We start from the raw sequence: 26,806 nt of genomic DNA on the forward strand, positions 1-26,806 counted from the left end.
TATTGCTTACCCATCTAAAATACCAACGTTTTGACTACCAAAAAGCATTTCCGTGTGGCCCTGATTGGGGCTGGCCATATAGCAAAACAAAACCATCTTCCCGCCCTCAGGGCCCTCGCAGACCGAGCCGAGGTAGTGGCCATTTGCGGCCGAGAGGCCACCCGCACCCACCACTTCGCCCAGGAACAAAATATTCCGGCTGCTTTCACTTCCTTAGAATCGATGTTGGCAGATGCCCAGCCCGACATTCTCGTCAACTGCACGGCCAATAACTTACACTACCCCTTTACAATGGAAGCTTTGAAAAAGGGATGCCATGTATTTTGTGAAAAACCACCCGCTATATGGGCCAAAGAAGCCCAGGAAATGGCAGATTTGGCCACTCATCAAGGGGTTTTCTTAGGATATAACTTTCAACGGCGTCAGTCGGCCGCCTATAGGCTGCTCCAAAAACAAATAGTCGAGGGCACCTTCGGGGAGATCTACCATATCAAGGCCGACTACCTCCGCCGGAGCGGGATACCAGGCTGGGGGAACTTCACCAACAAGACCATCCAAGGAGGAGGGGCCCTCATCGATTTGGGCGTTCACCTGCTCGACCTGGCCCTGGGCCTCATAGGTTACGAGCCTCCTAAGGCGGTACTCGCCAATACCTATGACCATATTGGCAAGCGGGGCGGAAAGGGGTTAAGAGGCAGCTGGGATGGGTCCCACTTCGAGGTGGAGGATGCTTGCTTTGCCCATATCAACTTCCCCAGCCGTGCGAGCGTGACCTTATCGAGCTCTTTTGCCCTCCACCGCAAAGAAGCCGAGACGGTACAGCTCCAGATATTCGGGACTAAAGCGGGGGCAACCCTCTACCCATTGGAAATATTTACCGAGTCGGCAGGTGAGCATATGAATCTTCAGTTCCCCCACCTGACCGAACCCGACCATCAACTAGAAAATACCCGAGCCTTCCTGGATGCTTGTGAGGGTCTTCCCAGCAATATCTGTAATGGACAGCAAGGGGCGCTGCTACAGTCCATCTTAGAGAAAATCTATGCCAGTGCTCAGGAAAACTAGTCCCACAAAAAAGGGTCCTGAACAAATGAATGCTCAGGACCCTCGATTTCTTAACTTATATTGACGGACTATTTGGCCGTGGCCATCACCATTTTTATATCATTCTTGGCTCCCAACTCCAGCACATCTACCAGGTCCTGAACGGCCAAATTCTTGTCGACCCGTAGCACGATAGTCCTCTCCTCTACCCCTTCGAAAATGCTCACCAAGGTAGCCTCCAGCATATCGGCCGGGATTGCCTCTTTATCGATATAGTATACCTTGTTTTCATCGATAGAAAGGGTGATCTGCTTCTTGTACATTTGTTGCGAAGCTGAAGCCTTAGGCAGCATCAGTTTGATCACGTTCGGATTGGACATCGTAGAGATGATCAAAAAGAACAGGAGCAAGAAGAACATAATATCGTTGAGCGAATGCGTAAACACCTCCGGTGCAAACCTGGCCTTTCGACGTATTTTCATAGTATTTTATAATAAGCTAAATCCCGTCGGAAATATCCCTCAGGGCCTGTGAACGGACTTAAACCCGCAAGTGAGGACCTAAGTCATATGTAATAATAGGGTGATAACTACTTAGAAGCGACCGGCTTTTGCAGGACATCCAAAAAGTCGGATGCGGCCATTTGCAACCTAAGGGCAAATCGGTCGATCTTCATATTTAACATATGGTAGCCTGCATAGGCGATCAACCCAATGATCAGACCCGAACCCGACGTAATCATTTTTTCGTACATCCCCCCAGCAATGGTACTGATGTTAAAATCGTTGGAAATAGAGATATCGTAGAAAATACGGATAATACCCGAAATGGTACCCACAAACCCAAGCATGGGCGCAATACCGGCGATTACCCCTAGATAAGGCAAGTTCCCTTCCATACGCTGAATTTCGATTTGGCTGGCATTCTCTATCGTCGTTTCAATGTCTTTGATCGGATAACCGATGCGGCCAATGGCACGTTCCAGGATCCGACCAGCGGCATTTCTTTGGTTGCGACAGGTCGATTCAGCAGATTTTAGATTTCCTTGTTGGATAAAATCCTTGACATTATCGACAAACTGCGGTTCTATAGCCGCATTCGCCTTAATCCCGAGAAATCGTTCAAAAATCAAGAAGAGAGTCGTTAGGAACAATAGGCCAAGTGGTAACATTACCCAGCCTCCTTTGGCCAACAGATCGAAAATAGACAGTCCTTGGTCGGCCATCGGAGCCGCCATAGTTGAATCAGAAAGTGCTTGCAGCAGCATCATATGTAATGATAAAATGATTGATTATGCGTTAAAATTGAGGCCAGTAGCCCTCAGAATGACTTTGAACTTAAACGGTTGAAAAGACACCATATTGTTTAAAGGGCAAATATAGAAAAATTACTCTATGTAGGTACTGCTCTTTGTGCGCATGAATGTTATTTAATGTGGGCTTGATGAAGTTTCCACGCCAAGCAATGGAAATTGACTAACGCAGATAACCATTACGTTGCAATACTTTTTTTTAATTAATACCGAAGTATTCACCGCTCTATACTAGACTTTAGCCATGGAGCCCAGTAGTAATGGAAAGCATGGGATAAACTCTATTACATAACCCCAGCCGAATACGGTTCCCTCTGATCATATCATTCGTATTCGAGTCTACAACTAAAGGCAAATTATACTGAGTCTGCAATCCCATATTCTTACCGATCCGCAAACTCAAGCCAACGGCCCCAAACATGACGTAATGATTGGTATTCATCGTGATTTCTTCTCCTGCAATCGTCGAGGCTCCTGTCAATTTCCCAAAATTATAACCTGATGATAACTGTACAAAGGGCGTTAGCCGGAAGGGTAGGACATAATAACGGGTGTATACTTCAGGTGTAAAGGCATATTCCTTTAGCCCACCCCGTTTCAGACTTGCCCAGCCGTTTCCCTGCTTCGAAAAACGGTTTGCCATAGACAACTGAAGCCCAACCACCCATCGATCCGCCACCAGATAACCGGCCTGGGGCGTCAATGACCAACCTGCTTTTTGTTCACTATTATTCGCTGAGCCATTCAATGTAATAGTAAGGGCTCTTTTTTGTAAGTCCTGATAGGTGGGACGCTCTATTGACCTATCTGCATGATTAGAATCAACACCCTGTTGTGCAAATGAATACCCCGCAATGAGGAGACAGGCCAGAAAGAAAATGGATGCTTTTGTCATGGTCAATTTTGAATATTTTTGTTTAAAATTTCAATGTATAGCCTATATAAGGCAAGATGGGTAGGAAGGAAACTTGCTTGATAACAATCCGGGTGGGGGCATTAAGGTTTTGCTCTGTCTTCAGATCCAGATATAGCGGATTGCTCCTATTATAAGCATTATAGAGGCCGAGTCGCAACTCAGCTTTTCGCTTGTGAGGCGTTACCAACGATTTGCTAGCACCTAAGTCTAGCCGGTGAAACGCAGGCATTCTTCCGTTGTTTCTTTTATCGAATATAAATCGGGGACCGCCACTGTCGTCAGTAACAAAAGCACTCTCGGGCAATGTAACGGCATGCCCGGTCTGATAAATAAAATTGGTATTTAATTTCCATTTTTTACCTAGGACATAGCTTGCTGTGATGGATAGATTATGGCGTCGGTCATATTTCATCGGGAACCAGGCAGCGTCATTTATTTCCGAAAATCTCCTTTCCGATTTTGACCAGGTATAGGAAAACCAGCCATTGAATTTGCCCGTCTTTTTACTCAGCATAAACTCAATTCCTTTTACACGCCCCTTTCCGTTTTTTATAACAATATCATCCCAGGACTCGGCCAGTAGTCCGGTAAAATTGGTACCATCCGGATAGTCTATCAGATTTTTCATCTGCGTTGTATAAACTTCAACAGACAGATCCAGACCAGGGCGATGAAAAGTTTTGTACACCCCAACTGAGATTTGATTGCTTCTGGATGGCACAACCTTGGCGGTAGACGGAAGCCAGGCATCATAGCCAAATCCAAAGCCATTATTGGTGAGCAGATGAACATATTGATTCATCATCGTGTACCCACCTTTGAGAGTCCAGTTGGCTGGAAGCGACCAGCTCAACCCCAAGCGGGGCTCTGGATTCAAAAACGTACGATTTTCAACCTGATAGGTACTATAGCGTAGACCTGGATCAAAGCGTAATGTCGGCGTGATGGCGATAGCAGCATCAACGTAGAGGTCTAGCTGCGTTCCCGGAAGCTTGTCTTTTTTTGTATCGTTGGGTGCGTCATTATAATTGCTTTCGGTAACAAATGGGCTAAAGGAGTGTCTGGTGACGTCCAATCCAAACTTCAGAGTTGCACGGTTGTTCAGGAAATAATCGAACTGGGCCTTACCGCCTAAGTCCACTACGCCGGCATTTGTGTTTCGAAACAATTTTACGGGATCAACATTCCACTTTATATCGTCAAAACGATTGGTCATCTCACTGGTATACTTCGAATAGAGTAGAGCGAATCGGGCAAAGAGTTTTTGAGAAAAAACCTTACTATACCGGATCGTTGCCGTGGTGTTACCCCAGTTGTTCCCTAGGGCCGCTTCCGTTTCCCTCCCGCCGTTAGCACTCCATTCACTGTAGGTAAAGTGGTCAAAACCATTGTACACACTGAGGTAGATCTGGTCTGTTTTATTGATCTGGTAGTTGAATTTTGCATTGAGATCGTAGAAGCGATACTCCCGTGTTTCACCATATCCGCTCGACTTCTTCGGCTGCAACAAGGGAGATAGGCCTAAGGTAGAGATCCGACCCGACACAATAAATGAAGCTTTATTACCAATGATGGGCCCTTCCAATGTCAGATTTTGATTGAGAATACCGATGCCCACTTCTCCGCCGAATTTCTGATTGTTCCCGTCTTTCATGGTGAGGTCTATCACCGAGGCCAGCCTGCCGCCATAGCGGGCAGGGAACGCTCCTTTGAATAATTCAACCGATTTTAAAGAACTAGGATTGAAAACCGAAAAGAATCCACCCAGATGGGTTACGTTATAAACAGGGACTTCGTCCAGTAATATTAAATTTTGATCGGGTGTTCCTCCACGGATATACAAGCCAGCACTGCCCTCCGTACCAGTCGAAACGCCTGGTGTAAAGCTTAAGGCCTTCAGCACATCCACTTCACCCAGCAACGCAGGCATCGATTTTATTTTATCCATCGATATCGATAACCCTCCAATGGGCATAGTCTTCATCTTATCTTCCTTCACCGTAACCTCCTGTAGCAGATTAGCTTGTTTAAGTCTGACCTCTAAGGGGTATTTGAGTGAGGTAAAATCTGCGATGTAACAGGGCGAATAGCCAACAAAGCTCACTGTAAGTGGGTGGTCACCCGAAGGAATTTCCAGACTAAAAAAGCCATAAGCGTTGGTCTGCACGCCCGTTTGTGACAGACTATCTTTTACGGTGGCGCCTACCAGAAGTTCCCCGGTGGCCTCATCACGCACCGTTCCACTTATAATCAACTTCTGAGAAAAGGTGACCTCCATACCAGCGAGGAAAAGAAAAGCCATTAAAAAATATTTTGTCATGGTATTTCTATTGTCTTTTCGTTGGAAGCAGAAATGAGCCCATAGCCATTCTTAATATTGGTCAATGCTCTTTGTGGGGGAAGCACCAGAAGGTCCACGCCCTCGGGTTGGTCATACTCAATTTTGGCATATTCAAAAGCCTCTTTTGTAACGCTCCCAATGCGCATGGTAACCTGATATGCCGACTCTCTATCATTACCCGCTATGATATAAAATTTTATGGGGTCTCGTGGATCTGGCAGGCACTTACTCTTCATTAAAAATACGGTAACGAGACGATCATAGGTAATTCCTGCCGTTTCACTATAATAGGTCCCTATTTTTTCCTTTGCCCAAGTATGACAATCTTCTTCCTGGGCTGGTATATTGTCGGTGGCACCATACGGAGCAGATGAAACCGTATCTTTCTTGTAGTAAGATAAAAATGTAAGGGTATAATATTTCTCGACCTCCGAACGCTTTTCTGGGAAGTATAGGCTTACCAGGTCCTGAGGTGTCTGATGGTTGATTTCACCAGGAACATTTCGGTCCCTTTCAACGGTTACATCCGGCAGATCCAACGGCACCAATACCGGCTCCGATTCGGCAGTGGGCAGCATGGGAGCAGAAGCTATTACAATATAAGTCGCCCCTGTCTGTATCTGGCGATCGGATACGTAAACACCCTTTTCACTAGCATGTGGAGTTAGTTCAATAGATTCTTTACCATCCCGTATTATTTTTACCTTTGCATCTGAAACGGTTACATCTTCCGGAATATAGCCAACGGGATTGAAGGTTCTGGTAACCTGTATTCTTATGGGAGCTCCCGCTTTAAGTTTCCCCCATAAAACCAGCTTGTCGCCTGCATAAGGAATATCCAGATCTAGGCTGGACTCCTTGCACCCCGACACCATCAGCAGTAGTAAAATACATATATATTTCATGAAGGCATTAAATCGCCCCGCCCTCGGTCTCGTAAACTTTGGCGGGGTGTTGTTTTGCAAAGGTAAGAAACAGCCCAGCCATTACTTTCTGACATATGTCAGAAAATTACGATCGATCAAAAAAAATGCTACTCAAAGGACTTGGTTTTAAATTGAAGCAACAAGTTTGGTGAAACGCTTACCAGCTTGTGGCACTGTCCCAGTTTGTAGCCTAGTTTGGGACAAAAAAATTGTAGATGATGCTTCAAAATTCCAGACTGTTATCGGTCAGTTTGCATTTTAGCTTGTAACTTTGCAAACCTTTAATGTATTCTGGGGTAAATTCGTCATCGATTTTACCCCAGAATACATGGGACTGGTTAGGTTCTATTAATATGGCACCCCTTCGGGGTTTTTGGCGGTGCCAATCGGAGGTTGGCAGTAGGAAATCGGCTTGCGCTACCTATAACATTTAACCGCGCGATGGACCGCTTTTAACCCCTCGCTTACCCCTATCCCCAACTACTAATATCTAAAAGCTAAATCCTAAAATATGAATAATACCAGATCTTCCACGCTCATTCGTCACCTCCCCATAGCCATCCTATTTGGCGCCGTCAATACGCTGATCAGCTTTTACAGCGAAGGCATCCATTTGCCCTTTATGATTAACCTTGTCCTGAGCATAAGCCTGGGGTGGCTGGAGCCTCGCAAGGGCTGGATACTGGCGCTAGCCATGGGAGCTAGCACTTTAATTAGCTTTTTTATACTTACCAGTACGGAGATTCTCCTTCCTCAGCGAGGAGATATAGCACGCTTTGCGGTCTATTTGGGCTGCTCATTGCCCTTAGTGGGTAGCTACATGGGTGGGTTCTTTAACCGAGCCATCAAAAATGGATAAAATACTAATTTTAATGTATCTTAAATCATCCTTGCTTATATTTGCAGAAATAGCCTATCCATACTACGGATATCATCAAAGTGAAAAGAAAGTCTAACCAAATTATCTCCCTAAGCCTTCTCGGCCTGATGCTTCTTAAAGCATGGGTGATACCTTTGTTGTATCTAGACTATGAGATTCGCCGCGACTATATCGTCGCCAATCTATGTGAGAATCGGAATCGCCCCGAACTCAATTGCAACGGAAAGTGCTACTTAGCCAAAAAAATCAAAAGCATTCGTGAGCAGGAAAGAAAGGAAGCGGAGCATTCCTACGTCGTCAAATTGATCGATGTGGTAGCCCGTATTTCCGAACCTTTCCAATTTAAGTCTTTCACATCTAGGAACCTTAGGTCGAAGGCACAGCTTTATGAGTACCGCTCCCCCTTTAAAGCCAGGGAGACCTATGCCACTATCTTTCATCCCCCCATTGCCGCCTAATTTTCTTTTAGGAGTGTAACTGGTAGGCCCCCCTTCCCGAAGCCATGTCGCATGAGCTACGGTTAGGCAGTTTATACCCATTAGGCTAATCATACACTCCATGATGCAGCGGCTAGCGGCATAAGCATCTCCTTCTGTGGCCAATCCACAGATCTCATCAAGTTCATATCATTATTTATACCCAAGAATGAAGCATTCAATTCGTATATATCTTGCCTCTTTAATGGCCGTTATGGCTATTTCCCTCGTGTCTTGTAACGACGACGACAACACCATGGAGCCTGTAGGGGCTACTCATGGAGAACTAACCCTGGAATACGACAATGTAGTGGGCAACAGAGACCTCGCTCTCGACACGGATACGTATACCAATGCTGCCAACGAGCCTTTTACCGTTTCCACCTTCAACTATTACGTATCGAATATCAAATTTTATAAGGCCGATGGTAGCAGCTATGTAGTGCCTCAAGATTCCAGCTACTTTCTTATTCGTGAGTCTGACCCAAGTTCTCAGGAAATCACCTTCAAAAATGTTCCTGTAGGCGACTATACAGCCGTCGAGTTTATGGTAGGAGTAGACAGCCTGCGTAGCGTTTCCGATGTTTCTAAGCGTATTGGCGTTTTGGACCCGGCCTATAGCGAGGTGATGTATTGGGCCTGGAACTCCGGTTACATTTTTATGAAGCTAGAGGGAGAGTCTGATGTAATCGACACGCCCAATGGCAAATACAATTTCCATATCGGACTATTTGGAGGTTACGAAACCAAGACCCTTAATAACCTAAAAACGGTAAAGGTCGATTTTGGAGAACACAAAGCCTCTGTTACAGGGGAGCTGAGCCCACAAATTCATTTGCTAACCGATGTAGAAAAGATATTTAGTGGAAGCACTACCGTAAGTCTTGCCGCAACGCCCGTGGTAATGACCTCGGACTACAGCAAAAATATTGCGGCCAATTATACCAGCATGTTCAGCCTGGACCATATCCATGCGGACTAAAAGCGAGGACGAATGAAGTTATTGAACCATACGATCCTATGGGGTTTCGCCCTTTCGAGCCTGTTGTTTTCCTGTAAATCGGGGAGCACTGACACCCCTGAGCCCATCGCTTCGGGACCAACGCCCATAGATTGGACCAAGCCAGCACATTTTCCCGATCCGGTATACGATATTTCCAAAAATCCGCTTACCGAGGAAGGTGTAGAGCTAGGCCGATTCCTATTTTATGATGGCATTTTGTCCAGAAATGGCCTTATTGGATGTGGCACTTGCCACCAGCAGGCGGCGGCATTCACCCATCACGGGCATGAGTTAAGCCATGGTATCGATGATCGTATCGGGGTTCGCAATGCACTTCCCATTCAAAATATGGCCTGGAACACCTCCTTCTTTTGGGATGGAGGTGTTCACAACCTCGATCTGTTTCCACCGGCCCCCATTCAGAACCCGGTAGAAATGGACGAGACCTTCGATAATGTACTGCAGAAACTCCGGGATACGGACAAAGCAGGTACCACCAGCCGGGTCAATTACCCCCAGATGTTCGAAAAGGCCTTTGGTACGAAGGAGATAACCTCTGAACGAATGCTGAAGGCCATGTCTCAGTTTATGGTCTCGATGGTGTCGGCCACATCCCCCTACGACTATTATTTGCAAGGGGATCAAGCGGCTTTAAACAGCCTACAAAAGGAAGGGTTGAGTATTTTCAAACAAAAATGTGCTGGCTGCCATAGTGGCACCTTGCTTACCGACTATAGCTTTCGAAATAACGGGCTGCCACCCAATAAGATTAACGATATCGGCCGGGCAGACATTACCCTGCTCGACGAGGATAAGTACAAATTTAAGGTACCCAGTTTACGCAACGTAGCCCTTACCGGACCCTATATGCACGACGGCCGGTTTTCCACCCTCGAAGAGGTGCTGGATTATTACGATAACAACCAGAAAAGTAGCAAATTGGCGGTGGTAGAGCTATCTCCTACCTTAGATTCACTATTAAAACTCGACCCGGCAAGAGCGGGAATCCGAATCTCCAGTACGGAAAAGGCTGCATTGCTAGCCTTTTTAACTTCGCTAACCGACGAGCAGTTCACCAAAGATATTCGCTTCGCAGATCCTGGTATAGGAAATGCGTTTTAATATGAAAAATAATATGAGAGTAATTCTTTTTATAGGCAGCCTACTCGTGCTGCTCAGCCCGGCCGCTCATGCCTGCGATGCCTGCGGCTGTGCCAACAGCGGCTCTTACTTTGGACTCATGCCGCAGTCCAACAAAACGCTCGTTGGTGTACGCTACCAGCAATTGCATTTTAAATCGCACCCCGACAGTCGCGTATTGGTTACCGACGAGGCCTTCCATGTAGGGGAGCTTTATACCCGATTCTCGCCCATCAACAGGGTTCAGGTAATGGCCTTCCTACCCTATCGATTTTCTAGCCAAACGACGACCTCCGAAACTAAAACGCAAAACGGATTGGGTGATGCCAGCGTTCTGATCAATTATAACCTACTAAAGCCTACCATGGACCCCGAAAGGATGTCCGCATTTACACACACGCTACTGGTTGGTGGGGGGCTTAAGCTCCCTACCGGCCGTTTTAAGTATGAGGAAGGCAATACCGCCGATGTCGCCAACCCAAACTTCCAGTTGGGAACGGGGAGCACCGATTTTATGATCAACGCCTTCTATACCCTCAACTATAAGTCTTGGGGGCTGGCGGCCAATCTTACTAGGAAGTTCAACACGACCAACAAGGATCATTATCGGTTTGGCAACCAGCTTTACGGGACCATCGACCTGTTCAAATCCTTTGACCTCAGCACGATCAAAATAACGCCAAGTGTTGGGGTGTATGCCGAAAAATCGGCCTTGGGCAAGCGGGATGGCATAGCCATCAACGAAACGGGCGGGACGCTGGTGAACGGTACCATGGGCATAACCCTGTTTGCCAACCGATGGACGCTGGGGGTTACTGCCCAAAAGCCCCTCGCTCAAAATCTTTCCGATGGTTTTGTTTTGGCCAAACCCCGGGGAATGATTCAGCTAGGCTGGATGTTCTAAGATCTTCCAAATTTTCGATTCAAAAATATACATGAAGGCGCAGGAGCCTTCTCAATACTATTATCTGATGAAACATACCCTATTGATATTGCTAATGATTGGTGGAATTTTCGCTTGCCAGCCCAAAACCTCACAAACCGACCAAATAGACGTTGAAGGTCACCATGCGCATTCGAGCGAACACGTAGAGGGCGACCCTCGCGCCGCCGAAGTGATGGCCATTCACGACAGTATCATGCCCCGCATGGAGGACATCATGACCCTGAAGGCACGGGTTCAACGGGTGTCCAACGAATTGGATAGCCTATCCGCCCCCAGCCCAGCATTAAAGAAGAAAAAATCGACCTCCGACGACCTCGTTAAAAAACTAGAAGAAGCCGACCAGAAAATGATGGGCTGGATGCACCAGTACAATGCTGACACCCTGAACCAGCTCGACGAAAAGGCCGCAGCCGACTATATTGACCAACAGAAGGTAAAAATCGTCGATGTAAAACGGGTCATGGAGCAAGCCATTCTGGAAGCTCAAGATTTTCTGGGAGAAAGGAAATAGTCCAGTCATCCAGAAATTAATAGCGCATTAAAATTTCGCTCTCCCGGAGTTTTGGATTATGACCCCGACAGATTATCCGTTAACTTTGCGGTCGATGATGGCTATTCCTTAAATAAGAATGGCTTACTTGTGCGATTATTAATTAAGAAACGAAGGCGGAAATGGAGAAAAATGCGCAACCCTGGTTGGGTAAAATGCAGGAAAAATGGGGTTTGGAAACGACCCGTCAAGTATTGGTAATCTTAGCCGTTTTTAGTCTTTCGGGTTCCTCAGTAGTTTGGTTACGGAAAGGTCTATTTCATTTGCTTGGCTACGACGATGCTACCCCCCTTTGGCTAAAGACCATTACATATATCCTCTTTATATTCCCCACCTACCAATCCTTATTGTTGATCTACGGATTTCTTTTAGGCCAGTTTTCCTTCTTTTGGGAAAAAGAAAAGAAAATGTTCCGATGGATTGCCGCCAAGTTTAAGTAGGGCGTCAGCGGGCAGTACCATGCTCCCATCCAATAAAATAGGACTAGTCATGTCCAAAATACCTAATCACCTATAAAAGCCATACCTTTCCGTGTGGCTTTTATAGGTTATTAGCACCAATTTATATAGGCACAGTGCGATAGGGGGTTCCACTACTCCCTATTTTATTCGTACATTTGCGAATATTTTAATTCAGGAATAGAATCATTCATATAGTTCCATGTTTGAAAACTTACAAGATAAGCTAAATACCGCCTTTAGGACCCTTAAAGGGAAGGATCGGATTTCAGATATAAATGTGGCGGCCACCACCAAAGAGGTAAGAAAAGCGTTGGTCGATGCCGATGTTAACTTCAAGATCGCCAAAGAAATCACCGACCGGATCAAAGAAACGGCTCTGGATCGTAAAATTTTAATTTCGGTAGAGCCTGGTCAGATGTTCGTTAAGATCGTCCAGGAGGAGCTTACCGAGTTGATGGGTGGAAAGGCGGAAGGCATCAATATAAAAGGGGATCCCGCAGTGATCCTGATAGCCGGTTTGCAAGGGTCGGGTAAGACCACCTTTTCGGGTAAGCTGGCGCAGCATCTCAAGAAGCAGGGACGCCAGGTGCTCCTGACGGCCTGTGATGTGTACCGTCCTGCGGCCATAGACCAGCTGAAGGTACTTGGCGAGCAGATTGGTGTAGAAGTATATGCGGAACCCGAAAATAAAAATGCGGTCAGCATCGCTGAAAATGCCGTAGCCTACGCCCGTAAGTCGGGCAAAAAGATCGTCATCGTCGATACCGCGGGTCGCTTGGCGGTAGATGAAGTGATGATGAATGAAGTGGCCGACATCAAATCGACCATTCAACCTACCGAAATTCTTTTTGTGGTGGACTCCATGACGGGTCAAGATGCCGTCAATACCGCCAAAACATTTAATGAGCGCCTCAATTTCGACGGCGTAGTCCTTACCAAGCTCGATGGCGACGCCCGCGGTGGAGCCGCCCTGTCGATCAGGCAGGTGGTAGAGAAGCCCATTAAGTTTATCAGTACGGGCGAAAAGATGGAGGCCCTCGATGCCTTCTACCCCGATCGTATGGCCAGCCGGATTTTGGGCATGGGGGATGTTATATCCCTTGTTGAGCGTGCTCAACAAGCCTTTGATGAAGACGAAGCCAAGCGTATCAACGCAAAAATGCGTCAGAACAAATTCGATTTTGACGATTTCCTTGGTCAGCTGCAGCAGATTAAAAAGATGGGTAACGTCAAAGACCTCATCGGCATGATCCCCGGAATGGGCAATGCCATGAAGGACGTCGATGTAGACAACGACTCGTTCAAACCCATTGAGGCGATTATACAGTCGATGACCAAAAAGGAAAGGGCCAATCCGGATATTATCGATGGCAGTCGTAAAAAAAGAATTGCAAACGGAAGTGGTACCAGTATCTTGCAAGTCAATAACCTCATCAAGCAGTTTGAGGAGATGCGGAAGATGATGAAAAAAATGAATACCATGCAGGCCGCGGGAAAACTCAGCAAGGCCTTGAAACGATAACTACCCCCTTCGCCCGATTCTTCTTTGAATCGGGCGATTCTTTTAAGAATAACGCTTCCAGAGTGCCTAGCCCTCACCATTCGAATTTTACTTCACAATAAATATGGACCCTATAATAGTAGCCTTAGCAGGTTGGGCTGGAGTAGGATTTTATGTTTTGGCCTATTTTTTGTTATCGATAGGGAGGCTAGATGCCCGCCAATACAATTTTCATTTTTTGAATATCCTGGGCGCCATAGGCCTCATTATCGATGCCTCGGCACACCACGACCTCCCCAATCTGGTTGTTAATTGTATCTGGCTCCTGATAGGCAGCGCGGCCATTGCCTCCCGCTACCTGTCCGTACGTCGCCCTTAGCCTTCTTCCATCCTAAAGCGTAACTTCGATAGGGCCTGGGATTTATAGCGTGCCGCCTTCCACTCATATTCTTCCTTATTATCGACCAGGCTCAGGTAATAATAGGCCCCGTCTACCAATACAAAAATGGCATCGGCCACCTCCTCGGGTTCTTCCACATCCAATACCCCATCTTCCTTACAAAGCGATATTTGCTGGCTTAACTCCGCCCGCAGCCGGTCGAGCATGTCCTTATACAAGCCCCGAATCCTTTTATTACGAAATGTCAGGGAATAGCAGCTATAGAATAGGCCATCGTCAATGAGGGTGTTCCATTTTTTTGAAAACAAATTGTCTATCATTTTTAGTAGAACCTCCGACGATGATTGAGACCTGCTCGGACTCACCTTGTAAATGAGTAAATACTTATCGAGTATATAGTCGATCAGGCCGTAAGTAAGATCTTCCCGAGTTCTAAAATAATGAATAATCAGGCTAGGGTTGATATCCATCGCCTTGGCGATCTTGGCGATAGAGGTATTATCGATCCCCTCCTTTTTGGCCAGTTTGTAATATACCTTGATAATTTCCCGCTGACGATCCTCTTTAAGACTTTTCCGTCCCATTTTCCCTGTACAGTTATTTAGACCAGCCAATTTAGCACTTTATTTTTTAATCGATAGTGCCCTATTGGCTATTTAAATTGAATGAATGTTCAATTAATTTAAATTCACAATTCAGTAACAATGGCTTAACCTACAGCCGCTTAAATATTCACACTTTTGCCTTTATAACAGATTCCAATCATGATTAACCCAACTTGTAATGAATAAAAAACTTTTACCAGCATTAAGGCAAAGATGTCTATTTCTAACCGGGTTGTTCATCGGCCTGGTGCTGATGGCCTGCCCTACGATGTCTTATGGACAAGGGATTACCGTTGAGGGTACAGTCCTAGACGCCCACCTGAAGGAGAGCATCCCTGGGGTGAGCATACGTATAGTAGGGAGTACGAAAGGAGTACTAACCGACGAAACGGGTAAATTTACGATCGCCGATCTGCCGGCTAACGCAACCCTGATATTCTCCTATATCGGATTTCAGAAGAAAGAAATACAAATAAAGGATTCCAACCCGCTCACTATTTATTTGGAAGAGGATATTAACAATTTAGAAGAGACGGTGGTCATAGGCTTTGGTACTCAGAAGAAAATCAACTTAGCCGGGGCCGTCGATCAGATTGCCGGCAAGCAGCTGGAGGCGCGGCCAGTGGCCAATGTGATGCAAGGGCTACAAGGTATAAGCCCGGGGCTGAACATTACCTATAGCGGGGGTAGCCCCGGCTCGGTTCCCAATTTCAATATTCGGGGTACCTCCTCTATCAATGGAGGCACGCCCTTGATCGTGATCGACGGGATACCGGCCGCCGATGGCTACGACCTTTTGAGGCTTAACCCTTCCGACATCGCCTCTTTTACCGTACTGCGCGACGCAGCCTCTGCCGCTATCTACGGGGCACGGGCCGCCTTTGGCGTTATACTGATCACCACCAAACAAGGAGGTGGACGCCAAACGATCAGCTATAACTCCTACTTTTCGTGGAGCAAGCCCAGCGTATTGCCACGTCCCATTACCGACCCTTATATTTTCTCCAGGGTATTGGAGACTTCTACCGACAACACACCTTGGGACTACGTCAACTATTCGGACGAATATTATGCCTGGGCCAAACAGCGCTCCGACGACCCATCTTTGCCCGACACCCGCCTCAACCCACAAGACCCTACCAAATGGGCCTATATGGGAAATAACGACTGGTACGACTATTTTTTCAACAACTCCTCTTTCTCGCACAAGCAGGGGTTATCTTTTAGCGGAGGCGCACAAATCAACCAAATGCCGATTGCCTACTATCTTTCGGCGGATTATACCAAGGAAAACGGTCTGAATAAACTGGCAGCCGACTACTGGGATCGTTACGGACTAAAAGCCCGCACCAACTTCTCGCCCCTAAAATGGCTTAAGATCGACAACAACCTATCGATCTATCAGACCAAAAAAGAATTACCCCGAACGAGTATCACCGATTTGTACACCCTTCAACCTACCGATGTGGCACAGAACCCCGATGGGACCTGGGCCAACACCACAGCCGGCCGCCTGGCAGCCCAGCTAATAGATGGTGGGCGAAACCAGGAAAACATGTTTGGTTTTCAGAATATCACCAGCGTCATAGGTACCTTTTTGAAGGGAGACTTACAAGTTAATGCCGATTTTAGCTTCAAAAAGGAAGACTGGAAGTATGACTTAGATGCCAAAAAATACAATATTGGGTTTGGCCCTGGCGACGTAAGGCAAGAAGGGGGCAACGGGTACGTTCAGGCCGCTAACGGCAACATCCAAAATAACGCCATCAATATGTATGCCAATTACCGGAAAGACTTGGGTATTCATGGCCTCAATTTCCTTGTGGGCTACAATCAAGAAAGTTACGTGTATGACAAGCTCACCTCCCAACGTGACCAGCTCATATCTTCGTCCCTTCCTTTTATAGGCCTTACCACGGGTGCAGCCATACTGACCAGCAGATATGAGGCCTACGCCACCCGCAGCTATTTTAGCCGGCTCAACTATACCCTCAACGACCGCTACATCCTAGAGTTTAATGGCCGTATGGATGGGTCGTCCCGCTTCCCTACCCAACGCCGTTGGGGCTTCTTTCCATCGGTATCCGGAGCCTGGATCGCCAGTTCCGAGTCCTTTATGCAATGGAGTAAGCCAGCGGTATCTACACTAAAACTGCGTACTTCTTATGGCGCCTTGGGCAACCAATCGGTAGGCTATTTTAGTTACTTGCAGACGCTTCCGGCCCAATTGTCAAGCTATTTGATCGATGGCGCCCAGCGTATGATCATCTCTAGTGCCCCGTCGCTTTACATCGACCCTACCAACTATACCTGGGAACGAGTGGCTACCCAAAATTTTGGTGGAGACTTAGGTCTGTGGAAAAACAAACTCCTTCTGAGTTACGATTATTTCATAAGAAACACCACTGGGATGCTTACGGCTGGCGAAGAACTTCCTGGGGTATTGGGCACCTCGGCACCTAGCCAGAATGCCGCCGATATGCGCAACCAAGGTTGGGAACTATCCCTGGCCTACCAGGGCGACGTGAACTTGGCCTCCAAGCCCCTTTCTTACTCCGCCAAATTGGTACTTTCTGATTCAAAATCCCAGATTACCAAATTCAAAAATGACCAACAGCTCTTTAGCAAGTATCGAGAAGGCCAAAGCCTGGGCGAAATTTGGGGACTAGAAAGCGATGGGTTCTTTAAAAACGAAACGGAAATAGATGCCCTCGACCAGTCGGCTATCGTACCCTGGGGAGCCTTAGAGGTGATACCGGGATGGCCCAAGTATAAGGACCTGAATGGAGACGGGAAAATTGAGACTGGCCTTACCGCCCAGGACCCTAAGGACCTCAAGATCATCGGGAACAGCACCCAGCGCTATAGAGTAGGGTTTAACTTAAGTGCGGACTGGAATGGTTTCGACGCCTCCCTATTTTTACAAGGCGTGTTAAAGGGCGATTTCTACCCGAGGCATTACCTTTTCTGGGGGCCCTACCAGCAGCCCTACGGGAACGTATATCCATGGCACCTGGACTACTACCGGGGAACGGCCGATTCGGATGCTCAGCGTGCTAAACACTCCGCTTCCTATATAGCCGCCGGCTTAGCCGACGCCAATACCAACCCTCAGTATCCGGTCATGCAGTCGTGGTTGGCCGACAATAATTACGGCAGTGGCCTCGATATCCCACAGACCAAATACTTGTTGAGTGCCGCTTATCTCCGGGTAAAAAATGTAACCCTTGGATATTCCCTACCTCAGCCAATATTACGCAAAATCAGCCTGCAAAGGGTACGGCTTTTTGCCACGGCGGAAAATATATTTGAATTTTCTAAAATCAAAAAGTTCGTGGACCCCGAATCCATCAATCAAGGCCCCAGTGCTCGGGCTTATCCTTTCCAAAGAAAGCTAGCCTTCGGCCTGAATGTTGAATTTTAAACTCCTTACTCGACTACCCAATGAAAAAACATAGCTATATCGTCCTGATCGTCCTACTTACTGGCCTGATGGCCTGCGACGAGGACTTCCTGAACCGCTACCCACAAACAGAGATAGCCCCAGAGGCGTTTTTCAATAACGAAGAAGATCTGGCCCTATATATCAATGGGCTCCTGTCTATGCCCGACCGCTACACTTACCTGAGCGAGCAAAATACCGACAACGCCGCTACGACTGGGGCTGTAGAAATGAAAACCATCATGACAGCCAGCCCTACCGCCCAAAATATTACCTCGGGATGGAACTGGTCACGTCTGCGTAATATCAACTATTTCCTCGACAACTACCAAAAGGCCAATAGTAGCCAGGAAGTGAAGGATCATTTTGCCGGACTAGCGCGCTATTATCGGGCTAGGTTCTATATGGACATGGTGAAACGCTATTCTGATGTACCCTGGTACAGCACCGCTATAAATCCGGACGACGAAACTTTGTACAAGACCCAAGACCCTCGTGCGGTAGTGATGGACAGCGTAATGGCCGATCTGGCTTTCGCTAGTGCCCACGTTCGGGAGGCGGTTCCCTCCGGAACACCTAATAAATGGGCCGTTAAAACGGAAGAAGCACGAATAGCACTTTATGAAGGCACTTACAGAAAATACCATGACGAATTGAACCTGCAAGGGACTGCACAAGCTTTCCTCGAAAGGGCTGCTAAAGTATCCCAGGAGATCATCACATCTGGAAAATTTGATATTTTTAGTTCCGGAAACCCCCATCAAGATTACGCCAGCCTATTCAATGCCCAAGATTTGCTCACTAACAAGGAAGTAATCCTTGCCAATGCCTTTGACCAAAACAAAAACAGATCACAAGATATCAACTCCGTGGTTTTTGGCGAATATGAACAGTCGCCGGCGAGGGATCTGGTACAGACCTACCTGATGGCCGACGGGAGTAGATTTACCGATCAACCCGGCTACAAAACCTTTGGCTTTATTCAGGAGTTCGAAAAGCGCGACCCCCGGCTATCCCAAACCCTGGTGTACCCCGGCTGGATCCGCCAACCGAACACCAGCCCGTATATACTGAGGCTTAACAAGAATTTCACCGGCTATCATCAGTTAAAGGGCTATGCCAATACGACAGAGGCGGCTATTAATAACGGTATCGACTTTCCCGTGTACCGCTATGCCGAAGTACTATTGATACTGGCTGAGGCAAAGGCCGAGCTGAATACCCTTACTCAGACCGACTTAGATGGCACCGTTAACCTGCTGCGGAGCCGGGTGGGGCTTCCCCAGCTGTCCATGGCCACAGCCAACGCCCTGCCCGACCCTTTCCTCACTAAGAAATACCCCAACGTAACGGGTGCCAACCTAGGGGTATTGCTAGAAATCAGGAGAGAAAGAAGGGTAGAATTTGCCTTTGAAGGAAAACGCTTCGACGACCTGATGCGCTGGAAAGTAGGAACTCTGCTGACCAATATTCCCGAAGGACTTTACTTTCCTGGCCTAGGCAAGTACGACATGAGTGGCGATGGCATACCGGATATTATTCTGGTGGGCAAAGAGGTTACCATTCCAGAAGAAGCCGATAAAGAGAAAAACAGCTTGGGTCTCTCCCTAATCTATTACAAAACAGGTGTGATAGGCGAGGATGTTACGGTATATTTGAAAAATGGAGCACAAGGAGGTACGACGGTAACCGAAACCACCCCTCGTACCTTCCAGGAGCCAAAGTTTTATTACCGTCCAGTGCCTCAGCAACAAGTGATCCTTAATCCTAACCTGAAACAAATATTCGGTTGGTAGGTTCCAGCCATTAATTGAGCATGATGAATAGAAGAAACTGGTTAAAAAAAACCAGCATAATGGGAGGAGCAACCGCGGTTGCTTCCCCCAATATGCTTTTAGAGAACATTTCCAACAGACCTGTACTCACCATTGCGCACATCACCGACGTGCACATCCGGGCTGAAGAAGGAGCCCCTTCCCGATTCACGAATTGTCTGGAAGAAATAAAAAAACATAAGATCGACTTCTTCCTTAATGGGGGGGACTCCATTATGGCGGCCGATTACGACCATGTCACCAGAGAGAAAACCTTGGAATATTGGACCATTTGGGACCAATGCTTGCAAACCATAGCCGACTATGAGGTATACAGCTGCATTGGCAACCATGATACTTGGTGGGCTGCTCCCTCGAAGCAGGACCCCATGTACGGCAAGTACTATGTGGTACAACGCCTCAAAATCCCGAATCGCTATTATTCCTTCGTCAAGAAAGGCTGGCATTTTTTCGTACTCGATGGCAACCAACCGGGCATAGCCCTGGACCAAGAGCAGTTCGAATGGCTAGAAACAAGCTTAAAGGCCCTTCCCAAACATAGCCCTGCTATGGTGATGTCGCATTACCCCATTCTGGGCACTACGCCCATTTTGGTCGGAGGAGGGCACTCCGACTTCAAGGCCCTAAAAAATCTGTTTTATCAACATCAGGACAAGGTGAAGCTATGCCTCAGTGGTCACCAGCATTTGCTCGACCATACGGTCTATAATGGGGTGCAATACTGCTGCAATGGATCCATGAGTGGGTTTTGGTGGGGAAAAGGGGACAAAGAGTCGGCTGGAGACTATTACTATCAGGAAACTCCCCCTGGCTATAGTATCATCACCTGCTATGCCGATGGACGAGTAGAAAACAAATATTACCCACATCATTTTTAAACGATCGCAACCGATGAAAAATAAACGCCTTATCTTGGCCTTACTGGCCATCCTATCGAGCAGCCACCTGCTATGGGCCCAAGCAAAAACTCCGAAAGCCCTTTTCGTAATCGTCGATGGTATTTCGAGCGATGTGATTGAAAAAATAGAAACGCCACATCTGGACGCTGTAGCCAAAGTGGGCGGCTACACCCAAGCCTATGTAGGGGGTGAAAAAGACGGCTACAGCCAAACACCTACCATCTCTGCCGTAGGCTATAATAGCCTATTGACGGGCACCTGGGTCAACAAGCATAATGTGTGGGGTAACGGAATAAAAGACCCTAATTACCAATATTGGAGCATATTTCGCTTCTTTAAGGAACAATTCCCACAGAAAAAAACGGCCGTTTTCTCTACTTGGCTCGACAACCGTACCAAGCTGATCGGTGAAGGCTTACCCCAAACCAACCACCTTCGCATCGATTACCCTTTCGATGGCTTCGAGCTGGATACCATCCATTTTCCTCACGATAAGCTAAGGAACTACATTCACCTGATCGACGAAAAGGTGACCGACGAAGCCGCTCAATACGTACGGGCTCAAGCCCCCGACTTGGCCTGGGTATATCTGGAATACACCGACGATATGGGCCACGGGTATGGCGACAGCCCGCAGTTCCATGATGCCATCCGAACCATGGACCAACAGATAGGCCGTATCTGGGAAGCGATACAATACCGTCAAAAAAACTTCCAGGAAGATTGGATGCTCTTCGTCACCACCGACCACGGCCGCGATCCTAAAAATGGGAGTGGCCACGGAGGCCAGTCGGACCGGGAACGAAGCACCTGGATGGTTACCAATGCCAAAGACCTCAACCAGGCTTTTAAGGATCGCCCTGGCATAGTCGATATTATGCCTACCCTCGCAGGACATATGGGCGTGCACTTCCCTAAAGAGCAGGCCTTCGAGCTAGACGGCGTGCCGCTAGTAGGGTCTATATCCATCGACGATGCCCAGGCCGTAAGGTCCGAAAAACAGATAGCAGTAAGCTGGAAGGCCTACGAGCCTAAGAGCACCGTAAAGGTATGGCTTACCACCACCAATCAATTCAAAGACGGTGGGCGGGATTTATACCATCTGGTCGACCAGGTACCTGCAGGCCAGCAGAAGCTACAAATCGACATATCGCAGTATGACTCCGATTTCTTTAAGATCGTCCTAGAGGGAGCGCACAACAGCCTGAACCGGTGGATAGTAAAATAACCCTAGTTCCCCCCACGACCCGCCTTATAGGCGTCGTACTCCTGGAGGAGGATCGCCAGATCCTCCTCCTGATCAAAGTCAAATTGCGACTCCTTGATGATATAGTTCATTTTATTCCTTTCATCGGCCAGTACTTTTAAAAAGCTTTCCTTGTTAGAAAGGCTTACGGGATGCATTTTCCCATCTTTAAGAATAAACAGCTGCCCGGCTCCTGCCTCCTCTTGGTCCTTAATGGGGACTACAAAATGCTTTAATAGCCTTAGGTTACCATCATAAAGTACCTGATAGAAGGTCTTTGCCGTAGCACCCTGCGCGGAGGGGAAGCCTCTTTCAAAATAATACAGGGCCGTCCCCGTAGGCAAGGTAAAACCCGTAACAGCGTCTCCTGTCACGAAAAGGGAGTCGTTATGTTGGATCTCCAGCCTATTGCCGGCCATATCGAACCTGAAGGACAGCCCTTCTACTACCTGTCCGTACTTCCCCGTTACGGAGCCGGTATAGTAGGTATCAAAGAGGAAGTTCCCCCCCTGCTGTTCTTGTAAAATGGGCTTCGCATCCAGAACAGCTAAATCTTGACCATGGGTCAGGCTAGCTCCTAGCATAAAAATTGCCCCTATCAAATATCGGAATGTTTTCATAAATCAATTAGTTTAGTATTTAAAGCTGGTTTCCCTATCATCTTTATGTACTTTTGCCAAAAAAATTGTACCTGCTCCTTTGGATTTAAACGAACAACTCCTGCACATACGTCAAAGCTTGATGGGTATCTCTCCGGAGATCTTCCTATTGGTGGTATTCTGTGTAATATTGCTGGCTGAGTTAATATTCATCAAAGACACCAACAAAGAAAAAGTCGCTAATATCCTCCAGGGAATTAGCGTCATAGGGGCTTTGTTTACGGGCTATTTGGTTATAAACCAATGGAACACCGAAGCAGCCTTTCGCTTTTACCCCCTGCTTTTTCTCGATCATCAGGCCATTTTTTTCAAGATGCTCATCCTCGTAGCCTGGCTCTTTACCTTGCTGCATATTAGAATACTCAAATACCAATTCCCTCCCGAATTCAACGCGATATTAATCGCTATGGTAGCGGGGCTACATCTGCTGACGATGGCCACCCACCTGCTGACCATCTACCTGTGCATCGAGCTTATCTCCATTTGCTCTTACCTGTTAGTCTCGCTTCAGGGCAACCGAAAGGCGGCGGAAGGAGGCATCAAATACCTCTTATTTGGAGCCACTAGCTCGGCCATTATGCTCTATGGTATCTCGCTGATTTACGGACTCACCGGCACCATGAGCATCACCGATCCTGCCTTATATGCTGGATTGGCGGCCAATATGCCCTTGGTAAGCACCACCACCATCGTACTCCTGCTGGCAGGATTGCTCTTCAAGCTCTCCTTGATCCCCTTCCACGTCTGGACGCCCGACGTCTATGAAGCTACCCCTACACCTTTGGTATCCTTTCTGTCGGTAGCGCCCAAGGCGGCGGTATTGCTGGTGGTGATCCGCCTGACCACCGCCCTTCCTGACATCTATTTCCCGATATTAGGGGGTGTCGCATTGGTAAGCATCACCATGGGCAATGTAGCCGCTCTTTGGCAAACCAACGCCCGGCGCTTACTCGCTTACAGCTCCATAGCCCAGGCGGGTTATCTGATCGTAGGAGTTACCGCCTTTAGCAGGCTGGGGTTCGAGTCGGCGGTGTTTTATGTAGCCACCTTCCTGATCGTCAACTTAGCAGTATTTTTCCTGGTCGACCTGCTACAACCCCGCTCCGATGCTCCTTTGGTGGCCTTCGAAGGCCTTGGAAAAACGAAAGTGTTGGAGGCTTCAGCCCTCACCGTAGCACTCATAGCCTTGGCAGGCCTGCCGCCTACAGTGGGCTTTACGGCCAAACTATTGGTATTTTCGGCCCTATGGGACGCTTTCCAGCAGCAGCAATCGGGCTGGATGCTCTGGCTACTGCTAGGAGGAATACTCAATGCCGCCATCGCCCTGGCCTATTATCTTAAGCTCCCCTATTTGTTGTTTTTTAAAGATAGCAAAATAGGCCTGACGCCCAGCAGCTCACGGGCTGGCAGGTGGATAGCCGCAGGGCTTACGGCAATCGTGTTGGCCCTGTTCGTCAAACCCGAATGGCTCATGAACTGGATATCCTCCTTTTAAGGGACCCTATGCGATTATTTAAAAACAGGCAGCACTTCATAACCCGCATCCCTTAATAGGCTGATCAACCCTTCCTCACCTCCCAGATGTGCGGCGCCTACGGCAAAGAAGCTGGACTTGACCTTCATCCCCTCGGCCATTCGCCCTATCCACGCCTGGTTGCGGTCCGCTAGGAGCTCCTTGTCATAAGTCTGCATGTCAAATTCGCTATTTTCAGATAAGCGGTACAGCCGATCGATGTCCTGCGTTTGATAGGTCGCCACCAAGGAACGAAACTCTTCTTTGGCTTTTGGCAGATTCGCTACCAAGGCCGTCACCATTTCGGCCTGCTTGGCATAGGGGATCTTACCCAGTACTGCCATTTGCTCTTCTATGCTTTCAAGGCCCACCACTTCCAATTTTTGCTCCATAGCGATGGTCATCAGCTCGTTTTCAAAGGATTTGGGCTCACAATCCAATAGGCCGTTAAACATGGGACCTAATAATAAAAAAGGCAGGGTATTTTGAAATAAGGCCAGGTCGTACCCCAGCGAATCCTTAAAATAACCCTCTAAATGTTGATAAGTGGCAGGAGCCATCAAATCCTGTAGGGTGCTACCGTCCTTCATAAACATGGCCTGCATCATTTTTGAGGCCATCTCCGGATCGTCCATGTCCACCTCCAGCACCAGCTGTTGGCTTTGGCGAAGCTTGTCCTGCACGGACTGGTCCAATTCGAAATCATTTTCGCAGACCAAATGCATGGTCCCAAACAAATAGGATGTTTGCGGGAGCCCCTGGCCCGAGATAGACCATAAAAGGGTTTTGTCTTTGGGGACCTGGGCCTGGGCCAACAGGGCACAGAGAGATAGTATCAATACGGCAAATTTCCGGGTATCCATCATGGTAAGTAGCTTGAATGAGGCCCTGAAGATAAATATAAATGGGACGGTCTGGGCTAAAACCAACTATAAAACAAAAATATTCTGCATGCCCCCACCCTGTTTTCGCTTGAGCCACTCCTACTACCCCCACAAACCCAAAGATCCGGCCATGTAGCACATGCCGGATCTTCGGATAATATCTGATGCTTTGTGAAGCGCTGTAATTATTTTTTATTACTATCGACCACAATACGCCCTTCCCTGTTTACGAGCTCCCAGGCGGTATAAAATACCAGCTTTACGATTTTCGACTGTTTATCGAAAAGGATTTTTTCTACGTCGTCACCCGGGCGGTGATAGTCCTCATGAACCCCCGTAAAATAAAAGATGACCGGGACATTGTTCTTAGCAAAATTGTAATGGTCGGAGCGGTAATAAAAACGATTGGGATCGTTGGGATCATTAAAGGTATAATCCAGATCGAAGTTGACATATTTCTTATTGGCTTCCTCACTTACGGCATGCAATTCCGAAGACAGCTTATCGGAGCCGATTAGGTATACATATTCATGATTATTTTCATGAGCCGCATCCACCCGGCCTATCATGTCGATGTTCAGGTTGGCGATGGTATTCTCCAGTGGCAGTAAAGGGTTCTTAGAATAGTACTCCGACCCAAACAGGCCTTTTTCCTCACCCGTCACATTCAAAAACAAGATACTCCTGCGGGGACCGTGTCCTTCGGCCTTAGCCTTGGCAAAAGCCTGAGCGAGCTCCATTAAAGATACCGTCCCAGAGCCGTCGTCATCGGCTCCGTTGTTGATCTCACCATTAGGCGATATCCCAATATGATCGATATGGGCACTGATCACCAATACCTCGTCCTTTTTGTCGCTACCTTCCAAATAGGCCGCTACATTTTCGGTATCGATGGTTTCGTTAATACGCTCTGCCTTGAGGGCTATTTCTCCTTTTAAACTCCGCAAGGTCGATTTTCCCGCCTTGGTTATGGCCTTCTTGTTGGCGTTCAGCTTTTTGATAGAAGTATGCAGTACCTTAGCGGCAATGGCATCGGAAATGACCCATGCCGACAGCGCATCGTCGGCCTCCACTACGGGCTTCAAAGTAGGAGCTCCAAAGCGGCGTGCCATGACGGCCCTTTGCCTGATTTCCTTTTGAACATCGTCACCGGTTTTATCGGTCACGATCAACACATATTTCGCTCCATTAGACCGGGCTATTCTTACCTTATGCTGCCAGGCAATATTGCTACTCCATTTGCTTTTTTCGTCGGTGCCCGTCACCAGGTATTTCCCTAGCTTATCTTGAGGCTCTCCTTCAAAGACGACTACAGCCTTCCCTTTCACGTCCAAGTCGGCATAGTCACTATATCGTTCGTCGGCGATGCCATATCCGGCAAAAACTACCGGAACGGTGATTTCCTCTGGGATGTTAGCCAAGCCATTCACAAAGAAATCCTGCCCCATTTCATAGCGCTGGCCTGCTGCTGTGAGGGATACCTCGCCCCAGCTACGCTTGTATAATTGATATTTCTGATAAAAGGATTTTTGGCCGTTTGCATCGACGGCTATTGGCTCCAGGCCATACTCCTTATAGTACTTCACCACATATTCAGCGGCCTTTTTCTGGCCTGGTGAGCCAGTATCTCTACCTTCCAAGCTATCGGAGGCGATAATGGTCAGGTGTTTTTTAAGGTCGGAGGGGCTGATGGTTTCGGCATATTTTGTTGCCTGGTCCTGGCCCATAGCAATCGTTCCGACCGTTAGCAGGAGTCCGGCCAATAGGTGTTTGTTCATTTTTGAAAGTTTCGTTGATTCCAATAGTGACACAAAGAAACGAAACGGA

Annotated in this window: 24 protein-coding genes; 15 read left to right on the forward strand and 9 right to left on the reverse strand. The window is 47.6% G+C overall.

Annotated elements, in window-relative coordinates; genetic code table 11:
• The first annotated feature begins 30 nt into the window (after positions 1-30).
• Positions 31-1,065, forward strand: a complete 1,035-nt coding sequence (locus tag CLV98_RS13230) for a Gfo/Idh/MocA family protein (RefSeq protein ID WP_109674811.1) — start codon at positions 31-33, stop codon at positions 1,063-1,065.
• Positions 1,066-1,133: 68 nt separating this feature from the next.
• On the opposite strand, the gene CLV98_RS13235 is transcribed toward CLV98_RS13230, so the two are convergent.
• The 5 genes from CLV98_RS13235 to CLV98_RS13255 all read right to left on the reverse strand — a co-directional run bounded on the left by CLV98_RS13235 (position 1,134) and on the right by CLV98_RS13255 (position 6,518).
• Entirely contained in the window at positions 1,134-1,526 is a 393-nt protein-coding gene (locus tag CLV98_RS13235; RefSeq protein ID WP_109674812.1) for an ExbD/TolR family protein, read from the reverse strand.
• 107 nt (positions 1,527-1,633) lie between these two features.
• The gene (locus tag CLV98_RS13240) at positions 1,634-2,314 is read right to left on the reverse strand and encodes a MotA/TolQ/ExbB proton channel family protein (RefSeq protein ID WP_109674813.1); all 681 of its coding nucleotides are present in this window, start codon (positions 2,312-2,314) and stop codon (positions 1,634-1,636) included.
• Between the two features lie 280 nt (positions 2,315-2,594).
• The gene (locus CLV98_RS13245) at positions 2,595-3,251 is read right to left on the reverse strand and encodes a hypothetical protein (RefSeq protein ID WP_109674814.1); all 657 of its coding nucleotides are present in this window, start codon (positions 3,249-3,251) and stop codon (positions 2,595-2,597) included.
• A gap of 22 nt (positions 3,252-3,273) precedes the next feature.
• Entirely contained in the window at positions 3,274-5,574 is a 2,301-nt protein-coding gene (locus CLV98_RS13250) for a TonB-dependent receptor (protein ID WP_158281257.1), read from the reverse strand.
• Between the two features lie 14 nt (positions 5,575-5,588).
• Complete coding sequence (locus CLV98_RS13255; protein ID WP_109674816.1) at positions 5,589-6,518, reverse strand: DUF4249 domain-containing protein; 930 nt, start codon at positions 6,516-6,518, stop codon at positions 5,589-5,591.
• A gap of 532 nt (positions 6,519-7,050) precedes the next feature.
• On the opposite strand from CLV98_RS13255, the gene CLV98_RS13260 reads away from it, so the two are divergent.
• From CLV98_RS13260 to CLV98_RS13300, 9 genes are all read left to right on the forward strand, one after another.
• Positions 7,051-7,398 (forward strand): hypothetical protein, encoded by a 348-nt coding sequence (locus CLV98_RS13260; protein WP_109674817.1) that lies wholly within the window; start codon positions 7,051-7,053, stop codon positions 7,396-7,398.
• A gap of 128 nt (positions 7,399-7,526) precedes the next feature.
• Positions 7,527-7,877 carry a hypothetical protein gene (locus CLV98_RS23770; protein ID WP_211320037.1) on the forward strand — a complete coding sequence of 117 codons (351 nt, stop codon included), beginning with the start codon at positions 7,527-7,529 and terminating at the stop codon, positions 7,875-7,877.
• A 187-nt stretch (positions 7,878-8,064) separates the two neighbouring features.
• The gene (locus CLV98_RS13270) at positions 8,065-8,877 is read left to right on the forward strand and encodes an MbnP family protein (protein ID WP_109674818.1); all 813 of its coding nucleotides are present in this window, start codon (positions 8,065-8,067) and stop codon (positions 8,875-8,877) included.
• A 12-nt stretch (positions 8,878-8,889) separates the two neighbouring features.
• Positions 8,890-10,020, forward strand: a complete 1,131-nt coding sequence (locus CLV98_RS13275) for a cytochrome-c peroxidase (protein ID WP_109674819.1) — start codon at positions 8,890-8,892, stop codon at positions 10,018-10,020.
• Between the two features lie 13 nt (positions 10,021-10,033).
• Positions 10,034-10,942, forward strand: a complete 909-nt coding sequence (locus CLV98_RS13280; RefSeq protein WP_146202279.1) for a hypothetical protein — start codon at positions 10,034-10,036, stop codon at positions 10,940-10,942.
• 31 nt (positions 10,943-10,973) lie between these two features.
• Positions 10,974-11,495 (forward strand): hypothetical protein, encoded by a 522-nt coding sequence (locus CLV98_RS13285; RefSeq protein ID WP_109674821.1) that lies wholly within the window; start codon positions 10,974-10,976, stop codon positions 11,493-11,495.
• Between the two features lie 161 nt (positions 11,496-11,656).
• Positions 11,657-11,974 (forward strand): DUF6787 family protein, encoded by a 318-nt coding sequence (locus tag CLV98_RS13290; RefSeq protein WP_109674822.1) that lies wholly within the window; start codon positions 11,657-11,659, stop codon positions 11,972-11,974.
• A gap of 220 nt (positions 11,975-12,194) precedes the next feature.
• Positions 12,195-13,517 carry a signal recognition particle protein gene (gene ffh / locus CLV98_RS13295; RefSeq protein WP_109674823.1) on the forward strand — a complete coding sequence of 441 codons (1,323 nt, stop codon included), beginning with the start codon at positions 12,195-12,197 and terminating at the stop codon, positions 13,515-13,517.
• Positions 13,518-13,620: 103 nt separating this feature from the next.
• Positions 13,621-13,875, forward strand: a complete 255-nt coding sequence (locus tag CLV98_RS13300) for a CBU_0592 family membrane protein (RefSeq protein ID WP_109674824.1) — start codon at positions 13,621-13,623, stop codon at positions 13,873-13,875.
• Here the strand turns inward: CLV98_RS13300 and CLV98_RS13305 are convergent.
• The gene (locus CLV98_RS13305; protein ID WP_109674825.1) at positions 13,872-14,480 is read right to left on the reverse strand and encodes a TetR family transcriptional regulator; all 609 of its coding nucleotides are present in this window, start codon (positions 14,478-14,480) and stop codon (positions 13,872-13,874) included. The genes CLV98_RS13300 and CLV98_RS13305 overlap by 4 nt on opposite strands.
• Positions 14,481-14,679: 199 nt before the next feature.
• On the opposite strand from CLV98_RS13305, the gene CLV98_RS13310 reads away from it, so the two are divergent.
• From CLV98_RS13310 to CLV98_RS13325, 4 genes are read left to right on the forward strand one after another with little or no spacing between them, the layout of a single operon-like run.
• Positions 14,680-17,925 carry a SusC/RagA family TonB-linked outer membrane protein gene (locus CLV98_RS13310; RefSeq protein ID WP_229203365.1) on the forward strand — a complete coding sequence of 1,082 codons (3,246 nt, stop codon included), beginning with the start codon at positions 14,680-14,682 and terminating at the stop codon, positions 17,923-17,925.
• Positions 17,926-17,945: 20 nt separating this feature from the next.
• Positions 17,946-19,739, forward strand: coding sequence for a RagB/SusD family nutrient uptake outer membrane protein (locus CLV98_RS13315; protein WP_109674826.1), 1,794 nt, complete (start codon positions 17,946-17,948; stop codon positions 19,737-19,739).
• A 59-nt stretch (positions 19,740-19,798) separates the two neighbouring features.
• A complete protein-coding gene (locus CLV98_RS13320; RefSeq protein ID WP_229203366.1) occupies positions 19,799-20,656 on the forward strand; it encodes a metallophosphoesterase family protein in 858 nt (285 codons plus the stop codon).
• A 13-nt stretch (positions 20,657-20,669) separates the two neighbouring features.
• Positions 20,670-21,905, forward strand: a complete 1,236-nt coding sequence (locus CLV98_RS13325; protein WP_109674828.1) for an alkaline phosphatase family protein — start codon at positions 20,670-20,672, stop codon at positions 21,903-21,905.
• A gap of 2 nt (positions 21,906-21,907) precedes the next feature.
• On the opposite strand, the gene CLV98_RS13330 is transcribed toward CLV98_RS13325, so the two are convergent.
• The gene (locus CLV98_RS13330; protein ID WP_109674829.1) at positions 21,908-22,543 is read right to left on the reverse strand and encodes a hypothetical protein; all 636 of its coding nucleotides are present in this window, start codon (positions 22,541-22,543) and stop codon (positions 21,908-21,910) included.
• Between the two features lie 79 nt (positions 22,544-22,622).
• Between CLV98_RS13330 and CLV98_RS13335 the strand changes: the two genes are divergently transcribed.
• On the forward strand, positions 22,623-24,077 hold the full coding sequence (locus CLV98_RS13335) for an NADH-quinone oxidoreductase subunit N (protein ID WP_109674830.1): 1,455 nt from the start codon (positions 22,623-22,625) through the stop codon (positions 24,075-24,077).
• Between the two features lie 14 nt (positions 24,078-24,091).
• On the opposite strand, the gene CLV98_RS13340 is transcribed toward CLV98_RS13335, so the two are convergent.
• Together CLV98_RS13340 and CLV98_RS13345 are read right to left on the reverse strand one after the other, a co-directional pair.
• Positions 24,092-24,961, reverse strand: a complete 870-nt coding sequence (locus CLV98_RS13340) for a TraB/GumN family protein (RefSeq protein WP_109674831.1) — start codon at positions 24,959-24,961, stop codon at positions 24,092-24,094.
• Between the two features lie 203 nt (positions 24,962-25,164).
• Complete coding sequence (locus CLV98_RS13345; RefSeq protein WP_109674832.1) at positions 25,165-26,757, reverse strand: M28 family peptidase; 1,593 nt, start codon at positions 26,755-26,757, stop codon at positions 25,165-25,167.
• Between the last annotated feature and the right edge of the window lie 49 nt (positions 26,758-26,806).

Source organism: Dyadobacter jejuensis (assembly GCF_003149085.1).
GTDB lineage: Bacteria > Bacteroidota > Bacteroidia > Cytophagales > Spirosomataceae > Dyadobacter > Dyadobacter jejuensis.